This window comes from Delftia sp. Lp-1, assembly GCF_020523835.1.
GTDB lineage: Bacteria > Pseudomonadota > Gammaproteobacteria > Burkholderiales > Burkholderiaceae_C > Comamonas > Comamonas acidovorans.
The window spans coordinates 699786-716721 of sequence record NZ_JAJALJ010000001.1 but is presented as its reverse complement, the minus strand read 5'-3'; the positions used below and the strand labels follow the sequence as shown (position 1 = coordinate 716721).

Below are 16936 nucleotides of genomic sequence, written 5' to 3'. Positions count from 1 at the left end.
GCGCCCCCGCAGCGCAGAAAGTTCGCCACCATGTTTTCCCTGTTCCAAGCCACCCATGCCACCCATGCCTTGCGCAGCCCGCTGCTGCGGGCCGGCCTGGCCCTTCTGCTGGGCCTGGGCTCCGGCGCTGGCGCCCGGGCCGATGCGGCCGCCGATGCTGCAGCCTGGCCCGCCAAACCCGTGCGCACCGTCGTCGCCTTCGCGCCCGCTGGCGCCGCCGACATCCTGGCGCGCAGCCTGGGCGAGGTACTGCAGCGTGAACTCAAACAGCCCTTCGTCGTGGACAACCGGCCCGGCGCGGGCGGCAACATCGGCACCGACAACGCGGCCAAGGCGCCCGGCGACGGCTACACGCTGCTGGTCGGCATCGACACGACCTTCACCGTCAATCCCTTCATCTACAAGAGCATGCCCTTCAAGGGCGCGGACCTGCGCCCCGTGATGATGATCGCCTCGCAGGGAATGATGGTGGCCGTGAATCCCCGCACCGGCCTCAGGACGCTGGACCAGTTCATCGCCCAGGGCAAGAGAAGCGGCCTGACGCTGGGCTCGGCCGGCTACGGCACGCCGGGCCACCTGGCCTCGGCCATCCTGACCCATGCCACGGGCGCCAAGGTCAGCCACGTGCCCTACAAGGGCAACGCCCCGGCCAGCACGGCCGTGCTGGCGGGCGAGGTGGACGGCGGCATCATCAGCTCCTCTGCCATGCTGGGCCAGGTGGCGGCCGGCAAGGTCGTGCCGCTGGCCGTGACCACGCGCCAGCGCAACCCGCTGGTGCCCGGCGTGCCCACCGTGGGCGAGCTGGGCCACAAGGACCTGGAGCAGGAAGTGCTGTTCGCCCTGTGGGTGCCTGCCGCCACGCCCGAGCCCCTGGTCGCAAGAATCCAGTCCGCGCTGGAAAAGGCCATGAAGGATCCGGCCCTGCGCGAGCGCATGCGCGCCAACGACCTGTTCTACGAAGGCCTGACCGGCCCGGCCGCCGCCGAACGCATACAGGCGCTGGCCGACCGCTACCGGACCGTGATCCAGTCCACCGGAATGAAGATGGAATGAGCGCCGCCGCTTCCCGCCCACAACCCTGCACAGAGCGCATTTCCATGTCCCGTCCCAACATCCTCTTCATCGTGGCCGACGACCTCGGCTATGCCGACCTCGGCTGCTACGGCGGCCGCGCGGCCGACTTCGGAGCGGTGTCCCCGGTGCTTGACCGCCTGGCCGCCGGCGGCCTCAGGCTCACCCAGGGCTATGCCAACTCGCCCGTGTGCTCTCCCACGCGCTTTGCCCTGGCCACGGCGCGCTACCAGTACCGCCTGCGCGGTGCGGCCGAGGAGCCCATCAACAGCAAGACACGCGGCACGCCGCTGGGCGAGAAGCTGGGCCTGCCGCCGGACATGCCCACCGTGGCCTCCATGCTCAGGGATGCGGGCTACCGCACGGCGCTGATCGGCAAATGGCACCTGGGCTACCCGCCGCACTTCGGCCCGCTGCGCTCGGGCTACGAGGAATACTTCGGCCCCATGTCGGGCGGCGTGGACTACTTCACCCACCTGAGCAGCTCGGGCCAGCACGACCTGTGGGTGGGCGAGGAGGAACACCATGACGAGGGCTACCTGACCGACCTGCTGTCGCAGCGCAGCGTGGACTTCGTCCACCGCATGGCCCAGGGCGATGCGCCCTTCTTCCTGAGCCTGCACTACACGGCGCCACACTGGCCCTGGGAAACGCGCGATGACCGCAGCACGGCCGAGGCCCTGGGCGCGGGCATTGCCCACCTGGACGGCGGCAACATCCACCAGTACCGCCGCATGATCCACCACATGGACGAAGGCATAGGCTGGATCGTCGAGGCGCTGCGTGCCAGCGGACAGCTGGACAACACCCTCATCGTCTTCACCAGCGACAACGGCGGCGAACGCTTCTCCGACAACTGGCCCCTGGTCGGCGGCAAGATGGACCTGACCGAAGGCGGCATACGCGTGCCCTGGATTGCGCACTGGCCGGCCGTCATCGCGCCGGGCCGCAGCAGCACCCAGCACTGCATGACCATGGACTGGTCGGCCACGGTGCTGGATGCCGCCGGCGTGCAGGCACCAGAGGGCCATGCGCTGGACGGCGTCTCCCTGCTGCCCGTGCTGCGCGCCGAAGATGCCGAATTCCCGCGCGCCCTGCACTGGCGCATGAAGCACCGGGGCCAACGTGCCCTGCGCGACGGCGACTGGAAGTACCTGCGCATGGACGGCATCGACTACCTGTTCGACCTTGCGGCCGACGAGCGCGAGCGCGCCAACCAGGCAGCGCGCGCGCCCGAGCGTCTGACCGCCATGCGCAGCGCCTGGGAAGACTGGAACCAGGGCATGCCGCCCATCCCCGAGGACGCCACGGTCAGCCTGGTCTCTTCGGCCCGCGACATGCCCCAGCGCTGAACCGCGCTCCAAGGGGAAAAACGAAGGCGCCGGCACTGCGGCACCCCATGCCCGACAATAGCGGCCATGCTTTTGACCGCGCCCCTGGTGTCCTCCACCCAAGCCCCGCTGGAGGAAACGACCGAATGGATCATTCCCTATGCCGGCGGTCCGTCCTCGGATGCAGCGGATGACGCTGCCGTCGCGGCCGTCTGGGGCGGACTGGAGCTGCCCCATCTCCAATCCCTGCTGGCGCTGATGCAGCCCGCGCCCGCACAGACCGGCACGGAGATGGATTTTTCTCCCCCCCACGAACGCGCCCTGGCGCGCTCGCTGGGCCTGCCCGATGCGCCGGGCCTGATTGCCTGGGCCGCCTGGCAGGCCGGTGAGACGGCGCAGGCCTGCGCCTATGTCACGCCCTGCCACTGGCACATAGGCGCAGACCAGGTCCACCAGAGCGATCCCGCCACCACCCCCCTCAGCGATGAGGAATCCCGCCAGCTGCTGGCCCTGCTGGCGCCCTGGTTCGCTGACGACGGCATCGTGCTGGAGTACCAGCAGCCGCAGCGCTGGCTGGCGCGCGGTGCGCTGTTCGATGACCTGGCCACGGCCTCCATGGACCGCGTCATCGGCCGCGACGTGCGGCCCTGGCTGCCCGATGCGCAGCAGGCGCGCGCCCTGCACCGCCTGCAAAGCGAGGTGCAGATGCTGCTCTACACCCATGTCTTCAACGACGCCCGCGCCGCCCGCGGACAGGTGCCCATCAACGCCTTCTGGGTCCACGGCGCCGGGCGCCTGCAGCCCGGCACGGCCACCGGCGCCAAGGCCGCCGTGCAATGCCTGGACGACCTTCACGCCGCAGCCCTGCAGGGCAACCCCGCTGCGTGGCGCGAGGCCTGGAAGGCCCTGGACGCCGGGCTCATCGCCCGCCTGCTGGAGCGCGTGCGCGCAGGCCACCCGCTCACGCTGACGCTGTGCGGCGAACGCCATGCCATCGCATGGAGCAGCCGCCCGCCGCGCTGGCTGGACAGGCTGACGGGCCTTTTCGGCCCCCGCGCCCTGCCCGACCTGGGCCGCATGCTCTGACACATTGCCCATGAAAATCATCCCCCGCGAGATCCCTGCGCAGCAGGCCTCGGCACTGCGCCAGGCCGGCGTCCACCCTCTGCTGGCCCAGCTCTACGCCGCACGCGGCGTGTGCTCCGCCGACGAACTGGACGACACGCCTGCACGCCTGCTGGCCCCCTCCGGCCTGCTGGGCATGGAGGCCGCCGTGCGGCTGCTGGCCGATGCCATAGAGCGCGGCCTGCGCCTGTGCATCGTGGCCGACTACGACTGCGACGGCGCCACCGCCTGCGCCGTGGGCTGGCGCGGCCTGCGCATGCTGGGCGCGACCGAGGTCAGCTACCTGGTGCCCGACCGCGTGGTGGACGGCTACGGCCTGACGCCGCCCATCGCACGCCGCGTCAAGGAAACCGGCGCCGAGGTGATGGTTACGGTGGACAACGGCATTGCCAGCGTCGAAGGCGTGGCCGAGGCCAAGGCCCTGGGCCTGCAGGTGGTCGTCACCGACCACCACCTGCCCGGCAACCACCTGCCGCTGGCCGATGCCATCGTCAACCCCAACCAGCCCGGCTGCAGCTTCGAGAGCAAGTCCATGGCCGGCGTCGGCGTGATGTTCTACGTGCTGCTGGCCCTGCGTGCCGAGCTGCGCGCGCGCGGCCGCTTCGACAAGGCCAGCCAGCCCCGGCTGGAGGCCCTGCTGCCCCTGGTCGCCCTGGGCACGGTGGCCGACGTGGTCCGGCTGGACGCCAACAACCGCCGCCTGGTCGCCCTGGGCCTGAAGCAGATCCGCCGTGGCCAGATGCAACCAGGCCTGCTGGCCCTGTTCGAAGCCGCTGGCCGCAAGGCCTTTGCGGCCACCACGTTCGACTTCGGCTTTGCCCTGGGCCCGCGCATCAATGCCGCAGGCCGGCTGTCCGACATGACCATCGGCATCGAGTGCCTGACCACGGACGATGCGGGCCGCGCCGCCAACCTGGCGCAGATGCTGGACGCCATCAACCGCGAACGCCGCGAACTGGAAGGCGGCATGCGCGAGCAGGCCCTGCTCATGGCCGAAGGCCTGTGCGAAGACGGCATGACGCCGCCGGCCGCCATCAGCGTGTTCGACCCCGACTTCCACGAGGGCGTGGTCGGCATCGTGGCCTCGCGCATCAAGGACCGCATGCACCGGCCCAGCTTCGTCTTCGCCGCCAGCGGCGCGCCGGGGCACGAGCATGAACTCAAGGGCTCGGGCCGCTCCATTCCCGGCTTTCACCTGCGCGACGCGCTGGACCTCGTATCCAAGCGCCACCCCGGCCTGCTGCTGCGCTTTGGCGGCCACGCCATGGCGGCCGGCTGCACCATTGCCGAGGCCGGTTTCGCGGTATTCGAGAAGGCCCTGGCCCAGGTGGCACAGGAATGGCTGGACGCAGCCACGCTGACGCGCCGCATAGAGACCGACGGACCGCTGGACCCGGATTTCCGCAAGCCCGAAATGGTCGAGCAGCTCAATCTCGCGGTCTGGGGCCAGGGCTTTGCCCCCCCCACCTTCAGCGAGCAACTGGAAGTGCTGTCACAGCGCCTGGTCGGTGAAAAGCACCTGAAACTGCAATTGCGCCATCAGGGCGAAACCGTGGACGGAATCTGGTTCGGCCATACCGACCCGCTGCCGCCCTCGGCGTGCATTGCCTTTCGCATGGACATCAATGAATGGCGCGGAGAGCGCAAGGTGCAATTCCTGATCGAGGGAGTGCATTCGGACGCGTCCTAGAGACCTGGGGCGCCATTCACGGTGCCCCTCGGTTAATATCCCCGGTTTTTGCAACAAATTATTGCAAATTCATTCCAAGAAAACCGGGGAAATACTCATGACCTCTCGCCTGTGGCCTTGCACGGCCATTGCCATCACCCTGGCCGCCGGCCTTTCCGGCTGCTCCACCACAGAGCAATCGCGCACGCTTGAAACAGCCAAACCCGCTTCTGCATCCAGCGCCTATCAAGGCCCGCGCAGCCCCATTTCCGTGGGCAAATTCGACAACCGCTCCAGCTTTCAGCGCGGCATTTTCTCGGACGGCGTCGATCGCCTCGGTGGCCAGGCCAGAACCATCTTGGTAACCCACCTGCAGCAAAGCGGCCGATTCAGCGTGCTGGACCGCGACAACATGTCCGAGACCCGCCAGGAAGCGGGCTTCAACAAGCAGGAGCAAGCGATCAAGGGCGCCACCTATGTCGTGACCGGCGACGTGAGCGAGTTCGGCCGCAAGGTGGTCGGGGACCGCCAGTTCTTCGGCGTGCTCGGCCGTGGCAAGGAGCAGGTGGCCTATGCCAAGGTCAGCCTGAACATCGTCCGGGTGCAGACCTCCGAAGTCGTCTATTCGGTACAGGGTGCCGGCGAATACAGCCTGTCGAACCGCGAAATCGTGGGATTCGGCAGCACGGCCGGCTATGACTCCACGCTCAACGGCAAGGTACTGGATCTGGCCATCCGCGAAGCCGTGGACAAGCTGGCAGCCGGCATTGACAGCGGCGCATGGAAGCCCGCGCAATGAAGCGCCCCATCCATTCGGCAACGGCCCTGGCCGCGCTGGCCATCTGCGCCACGTTGGCCGGCTGCGCTGCGCCGCGCCAGCCGCTGTATGCCTGGAATGACTACCAGCCCCAGGTCTACCAATACCTCAAGGATGACGGCAGTACCGGCGCCGAGGACCAATTGCTCAAGCTGGAAGAAGCCCGCCTGAAGGTGCAGGCCGAGGGAAAGGCGCTGCCGCCCGGCTACCGCGCCCATATGGCCATGCTCTATTCCCGAACCGGCAACAACGAAAAGACGGTGGAGCAATTGGCCGAGGAAAAACAGCATTTCCCCGAGTCCGCCACCTTCATGGACACGCTGCTGCAAACCTTCACGGCCCGCAAGAATTGACATGCGCCTGACCGATCACATCAAGACCCTGGCACTTGCCATGACCGTGGCGCTGACCGGGTGCGCCACCACCGCGCCCTATGACTATGCGGCGCTGCGGGCATCCAAGCCTGCCTCCATCCTGGTCATGCCTGCGCTGAACCAGTCCCCGGAAGTGAATGCACCGGCGGGCGTGCTGTCCCAGATCACGCTGCCGCTGGCCGAGGCCGGCTACTACGTTCTGCCCGTGGCTGTCACCGAGGAAATGTTCCGCCAGAACGGCATCGTCAGCGCAGACGACGCCCAGGAACTGCCCGTGGCCAAGCTCCGTGAAATCTTTGGCGCCGATGCGGCCCTGTACCTGAACATCCGCAATTACGGCACCAGCTATGCGGTGATCAGCAGCGCCTCCGTGGTCACGCTGGAGGCCAGGCTGGTGGACCTGCGCACCGGCACCCAGCTGTGGGATGGCAGTGCCACGGCCTCCAGCGCCGAAGGGCAAAGCTCAGGCGGCGGACTGGTCGGCATCCTGGTGACGGCACTGCTCAACCAGATCCTGGACACCATGAACGACCGCAGCGTGCAGATCGCCTCCATCGCCAACCAGCGCCTGCTGTCGCCCATGGCGCAGCGCGGACTGCTGCCAGGCCCGCGCTCGCCCGACTACGGCAAGCCGCGCAACTGACGAAGGCCTGCAGGCCGGCGCTGACTTGCACGCCGGCCTGCATACCCGCTCCTCCCGGTCAGAAGGTCTCCCAGTCGTCGTCCGCCCCGGCCTTGGCCGCTGTCCTGGCGGGGGCCTTCGCCACGGGCTGCTGGATCTTCTGGGGCGCCGGTGCATTGCGCACGGCGGGCGCTGGACGTGCGGGTGCCGCAGGCGCAGGGCGCACCGCAGCAGTTGCACCGGTTGCACCGATAGATGCCGGCCGGCGTGCCGCTGCGGTGGCCGGCACGTGTGCCCTGGCCGGCGCCAGTGCGCTGCCCTCCTGCCCCAGCTTGAACACCGCCACCACCTCGGACAGGCGCCGCGCCTGGTCCTGCATGGCCAGCGCAGCCGCGCTGGATTCCTCGACCAGGGCCGCGTTCTGCTGGGTCATCTGGTCGAGCTGGGTCACGGCCTGGTTGACCTGGCCGATGCCGTCGCGCTGCTCGGTGGACGAGGCCGTGATCTCGCCGATGAGGTCGCTGACGCGGCGCACGCTGGAGACGATTTCCTCCATGGAACGCCCCGCCTGCTCCACCTGCTTCGAGCCCGACTGCACGTTGTCCACGCTGGTGGTGATCAGCAGCTTGATTTCCTTGGCCGCCTCGGCGCTGCGCTGGGCCAGTGAGCGCACCTCGCCCGCCACCACGGCAAAACCCCGGCCCTGCTCGCCTGCGCGGGCCGCTTCCACGGCGGCGTTCAGCGCCAGGATATTGGTCTGGAAGGCAATGCCGTCGATCACGCCGATGATGTCGGCGATCTTGCGGCTGCTGTCCGTGATCTGCTGCATGCTGGTGACCACCTGGGCCACCACGGCACCGCCCTGCTCGGCCGCCTGCGCGGCCGTGGCCGCCAGCTGGTTGGCCTGGCGCGCCGTGTCGGCCGACTGGGTGACGGTGGCCGTCAGCTCTTCCATGCTGGCCGCCGTCTCCTCCAGGTTGGCCGCTGTCTGCTCGGTGCGCGAGGACAGGTCCTGGTTGCCGCTGGCGATCTGGTTGGAGGCCGTGGACACGGACTCCACGCCAGAGCGCACTTCGCCCACCACGCCGCGCAGCCGCTGCGCCATGCCGTTGAGTGCGCCCAGCAGATGGCCCAGCTCATCGCCCCGGTTGCTTTGCACCGAGCCCGTGAGGTCGCCTGCGGCAATGCCGTCGGCCAGGGCCACGGCCTGGTCCAGCGGCCGCGTGATCGACCGCATGATGGCCACTCCCATGAACAGGCCCAGGGCCACGATGACCGCACTGGCCAGCGCACCGATCCAGTACGCCTGGCGCCGATGGGCCACGCCTTCCTCGCGCCCCAGCTCGCTTTGGCGCTCCAGTTGCTGCACGAAGGCTTCCTGCGCGCTGTTGTAGCGCTCGGCCGCCGGGCGCAGCTGCTTTTCAACGATGTCGAACGTGGTGGCGAAATCGCTGGCCTTGCGCGCCTCCTGGGCCGCCGAGTTGGCCTTGAGCGTCTCGCGGCGCTCGGCTGCCACGGCCTCCAGCGCCTGCTTGGACTGCGTGCCCAGCTGCAGGTCGCCCACCTGCTTTTGCAGCACGTTGATGCGCTCTATGCCCTTGCTCATCAAAGCGCGCTGCTGCGCGGCCAGCGTCTCGTCGGGCGACATGGCCGCGACGATGGAGCGCTCCACGCTCATCTGCGTCAGATGCCGCCACTCGCGCGCCAGCGTGGCGCCGCTTTGCGCGGTCATCACATCGGTGTTGATCTTCTCGTTGACCCCGTGCAGATAGACCAGGATGCCGCCGTTGACCACCAGCATGCTCACCAGCAGTCCCAGCACCAGGGCCCACAGCTTCTGGGCGACCGTGATTTGATTCAGATTCATGGAAAAACCGATCTTTTTTATAACAATGCCGGAGCCAGGCCATGGCGCCCCTGCCGCCCATCGCTCCGGAAACCATTCTTGTCCACCCTTGACGGCGCCTAGCTGATCATCGTCATGCATCCGTCACTATTGAGCCCTGTTAACCCGCACTCAGGGAAGTCCCCCAGCCGCACTGCCCGGCTCGGAAAAGCACCGACACCTACAATGGACCGGTGCCCAAGTCCTATCTGAACGCCGATCTGCATAGCCACTCCGTGGTCTCGGATGGAACGCTGACGCCGGAGCAACTGGCCGAACGCGCCGCCTCCCGGGGCGTGCAGCTGTGGGCGCTGACCGACCATGACGAAGTCGGCGGCCAGCACCGCGCCGCCGCCGCCGCGCGCGCCTGCGGCATGGACTACCTGACGGGCGCCGAGATCTCGGTGAGCTTTGCAGGTGCCACCGTGCACATCGTGGGACTGGGCTTTGACGCGGACGACCCCGCCCTGCTCGAAGGGCTGCACGCCACGCGCGACGGGCGCGGCCCACGCGCCCGCGAGATGGCCCGCCAGCTGGAGCTGGCCGGCATCGAAGGCAGCTACGAAGGCGCGCTGCGCTTTGCCGGCAATCCCGGCCTGATATCACGCACCCATTTCGCACGCTTTCTCGTGGAATCCGGCCGCTGCCGCGACACGGGCGAGGTGTTCCGCCACTACCTGACCGAAGGCCATCCCGGCTACGTGCCCCACACATGGGCCCGCCTGGCCGATGCCGTGCGCTGGATCACGCAGGCCGGCGGTGTGGCGGTGATCGCCCATCCGGCCCGCTACGCGCTCACCGCCAACGAGGAATACGCGCTGTTTTCCGAGTTCAAGGCCCATGGCGGCCAGGGCGTAGAGGTCGTCACCGGCAGCCACCGGCCCAGCGAATACACCATCTATGCCGACATGGCGCGCGAATTCGGCCTGGCCGCATCGCGCGGCAGCGACTTCCACAGTCCCGAGGAATCGCACACCGATCTGGGCGACCTGCCCTACCTGCCGGGCCAGCTGACGCCGGTATGGGAACTGCTGAGCGAGCGCATACAGCTGGCCTGAGCTCCTCCCGCCAACAACGCACACCATGGTCCTACGCTTCGAAGCCCACCCCGACAATCCCCAGCCCCGTCTCATCAAGCAGGCCGCCGACATGCTGCGCCAGGGCGCCATCCTGGCCATTCCCACGGATTCCAGCTACGCGCTGGTCTGCCATCTGGACGACCGCCCTGCGGTGGAGCGGCTTCGCCGCATCCGGCAGATCAACGACAAGCACCATCTCACGCTGCTGTGCCGCGACCTGTCGGAGCTGTCCAGCTATGCGCGCGTGGACAACCGCCAGTACCGCCTGCTCAAGCTGGCCACGCCGGGGCCGTATACCTTCATCCTGGAAGCCTCCAAGGAAGTGCCCAAGCGCCTGAGCCATCCGTCGCGCAAGACCATCGGCCTGCGCGTGCCGGACCGCAAGGGCACGCAGCTGCTGCTGGAGCAACTGGGCGAGCCGCTGATCGCCACCACGCTGATCCCGCCGGGCGAGACCGAGGCCCTGCACGACGCGGACGCCATCCTGGAGCGCTTTCCCCACGAGCTTGACGCCATCGTCGATGCAGGCGCCTGCCCTTCGGAGCCGACCACCGTGATCGACCTGGTTCCCATGGCCCTGGGCAATCCGCCGACCGTGGTGCGCCAGGGAAGGGGCAGCCTGGACGCCCTGGGCCTTGAGATGGCCTGATGAAGATGGCCTGACGAAGATGGCCCGAGCGGGGGCATGCACCGCATCACATGAAAGACAAACGCCGGGCAAGCCCGGCGTTTGTGTTGTGAAGAGACGCTGGCGAGAGAGATGCAGATCAGTGCTGCGCCAATTCCAGCGACTGCAGCCGCCGGGCCGCAGGAGTCGGCGCACGCTGCGGCGGCCTTGGCGAACTTGGCGAACTTGCTGCGGGCGCCACGGCAACGGATGGGGCCAGCGCGGGCCTGGCCTGCGCTGCCGAGAACACCGCGCCCGCCGCAGATTCAGGCTCGTCATCGAGCTTGAAGGCGCCCACCGCCTGCTCCAGATCCTGGGCGCGCTCGCTCAACGCCGAGGCCGCTCGCGAGGCCTGCTGCACCAGGGCTGCGTTCTCCTGGGTGGCGCTGTCCATGTGACCCACGGCGGCGTTGACTTGGGCGATGCCCTCGCTTTGCTCGCGCAGCGCCTGCGACATTTCGCCCAGAAGGCCCGATACCTGGCCCACGGCGCCCACAATTTCCTGCATGGTGGCGCCCGCCTGGTTGACCAGACCGGCTCCGCTTTCCACCTGGCGCACGCTGGTGGTGATCAGTTCCTTGATCTGCTTGGCGGCCTCGGCCGAGCGCCCGGCCAGGCTGCGCACCTCGCTGGCCACGACGGCAAAGCCCCGGCCCTGCTCGCCCGCACGCGCCGCCTCCACGGCCGCGTTGAGCGCCAGGATATTGGTCTGGAAGGCGATGCCTTCGATGACCTGGATGATGTCCACGATCTTGCGCGAGCTGCCGCTGATGGCCTCCATGGTCTGCACCACCTCGCTCACCACGGCCCCGCCGCGCTTGGCGGTGGACGAGGCATCGACGGCCAGACCGCTGGCCGAATGCGCACGGTCGGCGTTCTGGCGCACGGTGGCGGTGAGCTGCTCCATGCTGGCCGCCGTCTGGGCCAGCGCCGAGACCTGGGCCTCGGTGCGGCGCGACAGGTCGGAGTTGCCGGCGTCGATCTCGCCAGCCGACAGGCCGATGGAATCCGTGGACTGCTTGATGCGGCCAACCAGCTCGGTCAGCGTGTCCTCCATGGTGCCCAGCGCGCCCAGCAGGCGGCCGAAGTCGCCCTGCAGCTCGGTCGAGAACTCCTGGCTCAAATCACCGGCCGCCACGGTCTCGGCAATCAGGATGGCCTGGCCCAGCGGCTGCACGATTCCCCGCCGCAGGCTGAACCAGGCCACCAGGGCCAGCACGCAAACGGCAGCCCCCAGCCCCAGCACCCACCAGCGCGTGTGCACCAACGCCTGCTCGGCCACCGTGGTCGCCCCCCCGGCCGCCAGCGCCTGTTCGGCCTGCCCCAGTGAAAACACCGTGACCGCCATCATCGTGAAGACCAGCAGATTGATACCGCCGAACGCAATCACCAACCGCCAGCCTATCGGCAGCCTGCCCAAGCCCAGTACGCCCACGTGCCACCTCTTGTACATATGGCCCGAGGGCCTTGGTGAAAAACCTGTTGAGGGAACCATCTCATCGGTGTTTCATTTTGCAACACAGGATGGGGCATTGCCAATCTGCGGGAAACCACCATATCCACGCGGCCAGAGCGCAGCGCACGGGCTCTGGCGGCTGCCAGCGGCAAGGGTGGCCAGCGTCTGAGACAATGCCCGCCGTGGACATCTCCAACCTCATCCAGACCGTACTCATCTATGCCCTGCCCGTGCTCTTCGCGATCACGGTGCACGAGGCAGCCCATGGCTATGCCGCGCGCCACTTCGGCGACAACACGGCCGCCATGATGGGACGCATCACGCTCAACCCCATCAAGCACATCGACCCCATCGGCACCATCCTGATGCCGCTGCTGCTGTACTTCGCCACCTCGGGCGCCTTTCTGTTCGGCTACGCCAAGCCCGTGCCCGTGCGCTTCGACCAGTTGCGCAACCCCAAGCGCGACATGATCTGGGTGGCCCTGGCAGGCCCGGCCTCCAATTTCGTGCAGGCCCTGCTGTGGGGCTTGCTGCTGGTGGTTCTGGTGGGATCGGGCGTGGGCGAGCGCTTCTTCATAGAAATGTGCCGCGCCGGCATCCTGGTCAATCTGGTGATGTGGGCCTTCAACCTGTTTCCGCTGCCGCCGCTGGACGGTGGCCGCATCCTGGTCGGCCTGCTGCCCTGGCGTCAGGCGCAGTGGGTGGCGCGCATCGAGCCCTGGGGCTTTTTCATCGTCATGGGCCTGGTCATTGCCGGCGTGGTCGGCAGCCTGTGGCTGCGCCCGCTGATGGACCTGGGCTACGCCGTGATCGACTTCGCGCTGACCCCGCTGATCGCGCTGCTGCGCTGAACGCGCTGCAGAACGGCCCACCGGCTGTCTCTGCGGCTCCCTGTTTTTCTCTCTTGCCTGTCGAAGCCTCCCGTCATGAGCACCATCCGTTTCCTCACCGGCATCACTCCCAGCGGAACCCCGCACCTCGGCAACTATGCCGGCATGCTGCGACCGGCCATCGCGGCCAGCCGCTCGCGCGAGGTCGAGAACTTCTACTTCCTGGCCGACTACCACGCCCTGATCAAATGCCAGGACCCGGCACGCGTGCAGCGCTCCACCATCGAGATCGCGGCCAGCTGGCTGGCGGCCGGGCTGGACCCCGAGCATGTGACCTTCTACCGCCAGTCCGACATTCCCGAGATCCCCGAGCTGTGCTGGCTGCTGACCTGCGTGACCGGCAAGGGCCTGCTCAACCGTGCCCACGCCTACAAGGCGGCCGTGGACAAGAACCATGCCGACGGCACCGAGACCGATGACGGCGTGACCGCCGGCCTGTTCATGTACCCCGTGCTCATGGCGGCCGACATCCTCGCCTTCAATGCGCACAAGGTGCCTGTGGGCCGTGACCAGGTCCAGCACATCGAGATGGCGCGCGACATGGCCTCCAGCTTCAACCACATCTACGGCGGCGAGTTCTTCACGCTGCCCGAGGCGCAGGTCGAGGAGAACGTGGCCACGCTGCCCGGCCTGGATGGCCGCAAGATGAGCAAGAGCTACAACAACACCATCCCGCTGTTCTCCTCGCGCGAGCAGCTGCGCAAGCTCATCGGCAGCATCACCACCGACTCGCGCACGCCCGGCGAGCCCAAGGAAGTCGAAGGCTCTGCCCTGTTCCAGATCTACCAGGGCTTTGCCAGCGAAGAGGAAACCGAGGCGCTGCGCCGCCAGTACGCCGAAGGCATTGCCTGGGGCGACGCCAAGCAGCAACTGTTCGAGCGCATCGACCGCGAGCTGGCGCCCATGCGCGAGCGCTACGAGCACCTGGTGGCCCACCCTGCCGAGCTGGAGGACATCCTGCAGGCCGGCGCCGCCAAGGCCCGCCGCGAGACCCTGCCCTTGATCCGCGAACTGCGCTCGGCCGTCGGCCTGCGCAGCCTGGCACAGGCACCCGTGGCCGCCAAGGCCAAGGCCGCCAGGCAGGCCCTGCCCCAGTTCAAGCAATACCGCGAAGCCGACGGCAAGTTCTACTTCAAGCTCGTCGCCGCCGACGGCCAGCTGCTGCTGCAAAGCCTGGGCTTCGACGCCCCCAAGGAAGCCGGCCAGGCCATCGGCCAGCTCCAAAAGGAAGGCGAGGCGGCCCTGTCCGCACTGCAGCCCCGGCTGCAGCCCGCAGACCCCCAGTTGGTGCTGGCCGCCCTGCAGCAACTGCGCGATGCCGCAGAGTAAGGGTAAGCTTCGCTTGAGAAACCGCCTATTTGCGGGCAGTCTTGCCCGCGGGCTCGGCGCCGGGATTGCGGCGCGTGCGTGAAAGGACATTTGGATGCGTATAGCTGCTCTGGACGATGATCCGCTGCAACTGGAGATGCTGCGTCAGGTCGCGCTGGAGACGGGCCACAGCTGCCACACCTACCAGACGGGCTCGGCCCTGCAACTGGAGCTTCGCCGCGAGAGCTTCGACCTGCTGATCGTGGACTGGCACCTCCCGGACATGGAAGGAACGGACCTGGTGCGATGGGCGCGTGGCCATGTCAGCCGCGAGCTGCCCATCCTCATCATCACCCACCGCAGCGAAGAGGCCGACATCGTCGAGGGCCTGTCCTGCGGCGCCGACGACTTCATGGTCAAGCCCGTGCGCCATGCCGAGCTGCGCGCGCGCATGGCCGCCCTGTTGCGCCGCGCCTATCCGGTGAACACGCAAAGCGTGCTGGAGTTCGGCCCCTACCGTTTCCTCACCACCACCAACAGCCTGGAAATGCACGGCCAGCCCATCGAGGTGACGCACCGCGAGTACACGCTGGCCCTGACCCTGTTCCAGAACCAGGGCCGGCTGCTGTCGCGCGAGCACCTGCGCGAAGCCGTGTGGGGACACAACGCCGAAGTGCAGTCGCGCTCGCTGGACACGCATATCTCGCGCCTGCGCGCCCTGCTGAACCTGCGCGCCGGACAGCCCTACGCCATCAGTGCCGTGTACGGCTATGGCTATCGCCTTGATGTGCCCGACGCAGCGCTGCAGGCGCTGCAGCAGGCATCATGACCGTACACATGCCTGCCGCCCTGGGCAGGCCCGTATCGCGGGCCTGCATGCTGGCCGCTCTTGGCCTGCTCGGCCTGCTCGGCCTGGGCGGCGCGCAGGCCCAGATCAAACCCGCGGGCCGCAACGGCGACACGATGGCACACCGGGTCGTCGCCGGCGACACGCTGGAGCAGCTGGCGGCCCGCTACCTGGGCGATGCCCGCCAGTGGACCGACCTGCAGCAGCACAACGGCGTGTCCAATCCCTACCGCCTGCGGCCCGGCTCCGTGCTGGAGATCCCCGTGCGCCTGCTGCGCGCCGCCGTGGCCTCCGTGGAATTCGTGCAGGGCGATGCGCGCAGCACGCGCCCGCTGGACCACCTGGCCGATACGCAGGGCGCGGCCGGAGACGATGCGGGCCAGCCCCTGCGCAAGGGACAGACGCTGCAGGAAGGCGAGCGCCTGCAACTGGCCCCGGACGCATTCGTCGCCGTGCGCCTGGCCGATGGCTCCCTGGTGCGCGTGCAATCGCAGTCCGATGTGGTGCTGCGCCAGATGCGCCGCAAGGGCCGTGCCGGCAGCCTGCAGTCCGTACTGGACCTGCGCGAGGGCGGCGTCGAGGCCTCGGTGCCGCCCGAGCCCGGCAACGCACAGCGCCGCTTCGAGATCCGCACGCCCGCTGCATCGACCAGCGTGCGCGGCACCCGCTTCCTGGTCCAGGCCGATGCCGCAGGCAGCACGGCGGCCGCCGTCGATGAAGGCACCGTCGCCGTGGGCTCCGACGCTTCAAGCGCGAACACTGGCGATGCGCTGCTGCGCCCGGGCCAGGGCGTGGCCGTGGCCGCCAATGGCCGCGTGGGCGAGCCCCGCCCCATGCTGGGTGCGCCCGACATCACGGCGTGGCCCGCGCTGGCGGAAGACGCCAACTGGATCAGCCTGCCCCTGCCCGGCTTGCCGGGCGCCGTGCGCTACCAGCTACAGCTGTCGCGCGATGCCGACATGACCCAGGTGCTGCGCAGCGCCAGTTTCCAGGCCACGGCATCGCCGCTTCGCCTGGCGGGCGTGGAGGACGGCGATTACGTGCTGTCCCTGCGCGGCATCGATGCCCAGGGCATTCCGGGCGCCGCCAGCCGCCGCGCCCTGCGCGTCAAGGCCCATCCCGTGCCGCCGCTGTATGAATCACCGCAGGCCGACGCCACCGTGGGCCTGGGCCGCGCCAGCCTGCAATGCACCCAGGTCGTGGGCGCCGCGCGCTACCGCATCCAGGTCGTCTCTGCCGATGCGCAGGCCGGCTTTGCCGAGCCCGCCGTCGATGCACGCGACCTGGACGACTGCACACTGCCCGCCACCACGCTGGCCCGCCTGCCGGCCGGACGCTATCTCTGGCGTGCCGCCAGCATTCGCACGCTGGCCGATGGACAGCCCGACCAGGGCCCGTTTGCCGCAGCCCAGGCCATGCAACTGGCGGCCGTTCCTCCCCAGCCCTCGGCCAGCGCGCTGCAGATGGGCGACGGACCGGCCGAAGGCAGCCGCCAGATTCGCTGGAGCGGCGAGCCCGGCCAGCGCTACCACGTGATGGTGGCGCGCGACCAGGAGTTCACCGCGCCGCTGGTGGACCTCTGGACCGACCAGCCGCAATGGAGCACCGAGGACCTGCCCGCAGGCAGCTACTACCTGCGCCTGCAGATCGAGGATGCCAACGGCCTGCGCAGCGACTTCTCGGCCGCGCGCCAGTTCCGCACCGGCAGCTGGATCGTCGATGCCAGCGGCGAGATGATGCATTCGGGCAACGGAGAGCGCCTGCAGCGCCAGTAGCCGTGCCTGTTCATTCCCTG

General features: G+C 68.5%; 15 protein-coding genes. 13 read left to right on the top strand and 2 right to left on the bottom strand.

Features of this window, described 5'->3' with window-relative positions; translation table 11 throughout:
* The first annotated feature begins 30 nt into the window (after positions 1 to 30).
* From LGR64_RS03115 to LGR64_RS03085, 7 genes are all read left to right on the top strand, one after another.
* Positions 31 to 1053, top strand: a complete 1023-nt coding sequence (locus LGR64_RS03115) for a tripartite tricarboxylate transporter substrate binding protein (RefSeq protein ID WP_230354964.1) — start codon at positions 31 to 33, stop codon at positions 1051 to 1053.
* Positions 1054 to 1097: 44 nt separating this feature from the next.
* Entirely contained in the window at positions 1098 to 2423 is a 1326-nt protein-coding gene (locus tag LGR64_RS03110; protein ID WP_230354963.1) for a sulfatase family protein, read from the top strand.
* A gap of 66 nt (positions 2424 to 2489) precedes the next feature.
* The gene (locus LGR64_RS03105; protein ID WP_063328199.1) at positions 2490 to 3488 is read left to right on the top strand and encodes a hypothetical protein; all 999 of its coding nucleotides are present in this window, start codon (positions 2490 to 2492) and stop codon (positions 3486 to 3488) included.
* 10 nt (positions 3489 to 3498) lie between these two features.
* Complete coding sequence (recJ, locus tag LGR64_RS03100; RefSeq protein WP_043825009.1) at positions 3499 to 5217, top strand: single-stranded-DNA-specific exonuclease RecJ; 1719 nt, start codon at positions 3499 to 3501, stop codon at positions 5215 to 5217.
* Positions 5218 to 5314: 97 nt separating this feature from the next.
* Positions 5315 to 5995 (top strand): CsgG/HfaB family protein, encoded by a 681-nt coding sequence (locus LGR64_RS03095; RefSeq protein ID WP_013800879.1) that lies wholly within the window; start codon positions 5315 to 5317, stop codon positions 5993 to 5995.
* Entirely contained in the window at positions 5992 to 6366 is a 375-nt protein-coding gene (locus LGR64_RS03090) for a DUF4810 domain-containing protein (RefSeq protein ID WP_043825006.1), read from the top strand. The genes LGR64_RS03095 and LGR64_RS03090 overlap by 4 nt, the downstream gene beginning before the upstream one ends.
* Position 6367: 1 nt before the next feature.
* A complete protein-coding gene (locus LGR64_RS03085) occupies positions 6368 to 7030 on the top strand; it encodes a DUF799 domain-containing protein (RefSeq protein WP_012207207.1) in 663 nt (220 codons plus the stop codon).
* 58 nt (positions 7031 to 7088) lie between these two features.
* On the opposite strand, the gene LGR64_RS03080 is transcribed toward LGR64_RS03085, so the two are convergent.
* Entirely contained in the window at positions 7089 to 8876 is a 1788-nt protein-coding gene (locus LGR64_RS03080; RefSeq protein ID WP_230354962.1) for a methyl-accepting chemotaxis protein, read from the bottom strand.
* Between the two features lie 212 nt (positions 8877 to 9088).
* On the opposite strand from LGR64_RS03080, the gene LGR64_RS03075 reads away from it, so the two are divergent.
* Together LGR64_RS03075 and LGR64_RS03070 are read left to right on the top strand one after the other, a co-directional pair.
* Positions 9089 to 9952 carry a 3',5'-nucleoside bisphosphate phosphatase gene (locus tag LGR64_RS03075; RefSeq protein WP_013800875.1) on the top strand — a complete coding sequence of 288 codons (864 nt, stop codon included), beginning with the start codon at positions 9089 to 9091 and terminating at the stop codon, positions 9950 to 9952.
* 25 nt (positions 9953 to 9977) lie between these two features.
* Positions 9978 to 10622: an L-threonylcarbamoyladenylate synthase gene (locus LGR64_RS03070; RefSeq protein WP_012207210.1), complete on the top strand. Its 645-nt coding sequence runs from the start codon at positions 9978 to 9980 to the stop codon at positions 10620 to 10622.
* 118 nt (positions 10623 to 10740) lie between these two features.
* Here LGR64_RS03070 and LGR64_RS03065 read toward each other — a convergent pair whose 3' ends face one another.
* Entirely contained in the window at positions 10741 to 12093 is a 1353-nt protein-coding gene (locus LGR64_RS03065) for a methyl-accepting chemotaxis protein (RefSeq protein ID WP_230354961.1), read from the bottom strand.
* A 176-nt stretch (positions 12094 to 12269) separates the two neighbouring features.
* Here LGR64_RS03065 and LGR64_RS03060 point away from each other — a divergent pair, with 176 nt between their 5' ends.
* The 4 genes from LGR64_RS03060 (at position 12270) to LGR64_RS03045 (ending at position 16916) form a co-directional block, all read left to right on the top strand.
* Positions 12270 to 12947 carry a site-2 protease family protein gene (locus LGR64_RS03060; RefSeq protein WP_233094445.1) on the top strand — a complete coding sequence of 226 codons (678 nt, stop codon included), beginning with the start codon at positions 12270 to 12272 and terminating at the stop codon, positions 12945 to 12947.
* A 75-nt stretch (positions 12948 to 13022) separates the two neighbouring features.
* Positions 13023 to 14315 carry a tryptophan--tRNA ligase gene (locus LGR64_RS03055; protein WP_096913883.1) on the top strand — a complete coding sequence of 431 codons (1293 nt, stop codon included), beginning with the start codon at positions 13023 to 13025 and terminating at the stop codon, positions 14313 to 14315.
* Positions 14316 to 14409: 94 nt separating this feature from the next.
* Positions 14410 to 15123, top strand: a complete 714-nt coding sequence (locus LGR64_RS03050; RefSeq protein WP_012207214.1) for a response regulator transcription factor — start codon at positions 14410 to 14412, stop codon at positions 15121 to 15123.
* Positions 15120 to 16916 (top strand): FecR domain-containing protein, encoded by a 1797-nt coding sequence (locus LGR64_RS03045; RefSeq protein WP_268868939.1) that lies wholly within the window; start codon positions 15120 to 15122, stop codon positions 16914 to 16916. The genes LGR64_RS03050 and LGR64_RS03045 overlap by 4 nt, the downstream gene beginning before the upstream one ends.
* Positions 16917 to 16936: the final 20 nt, after the last annotated feature.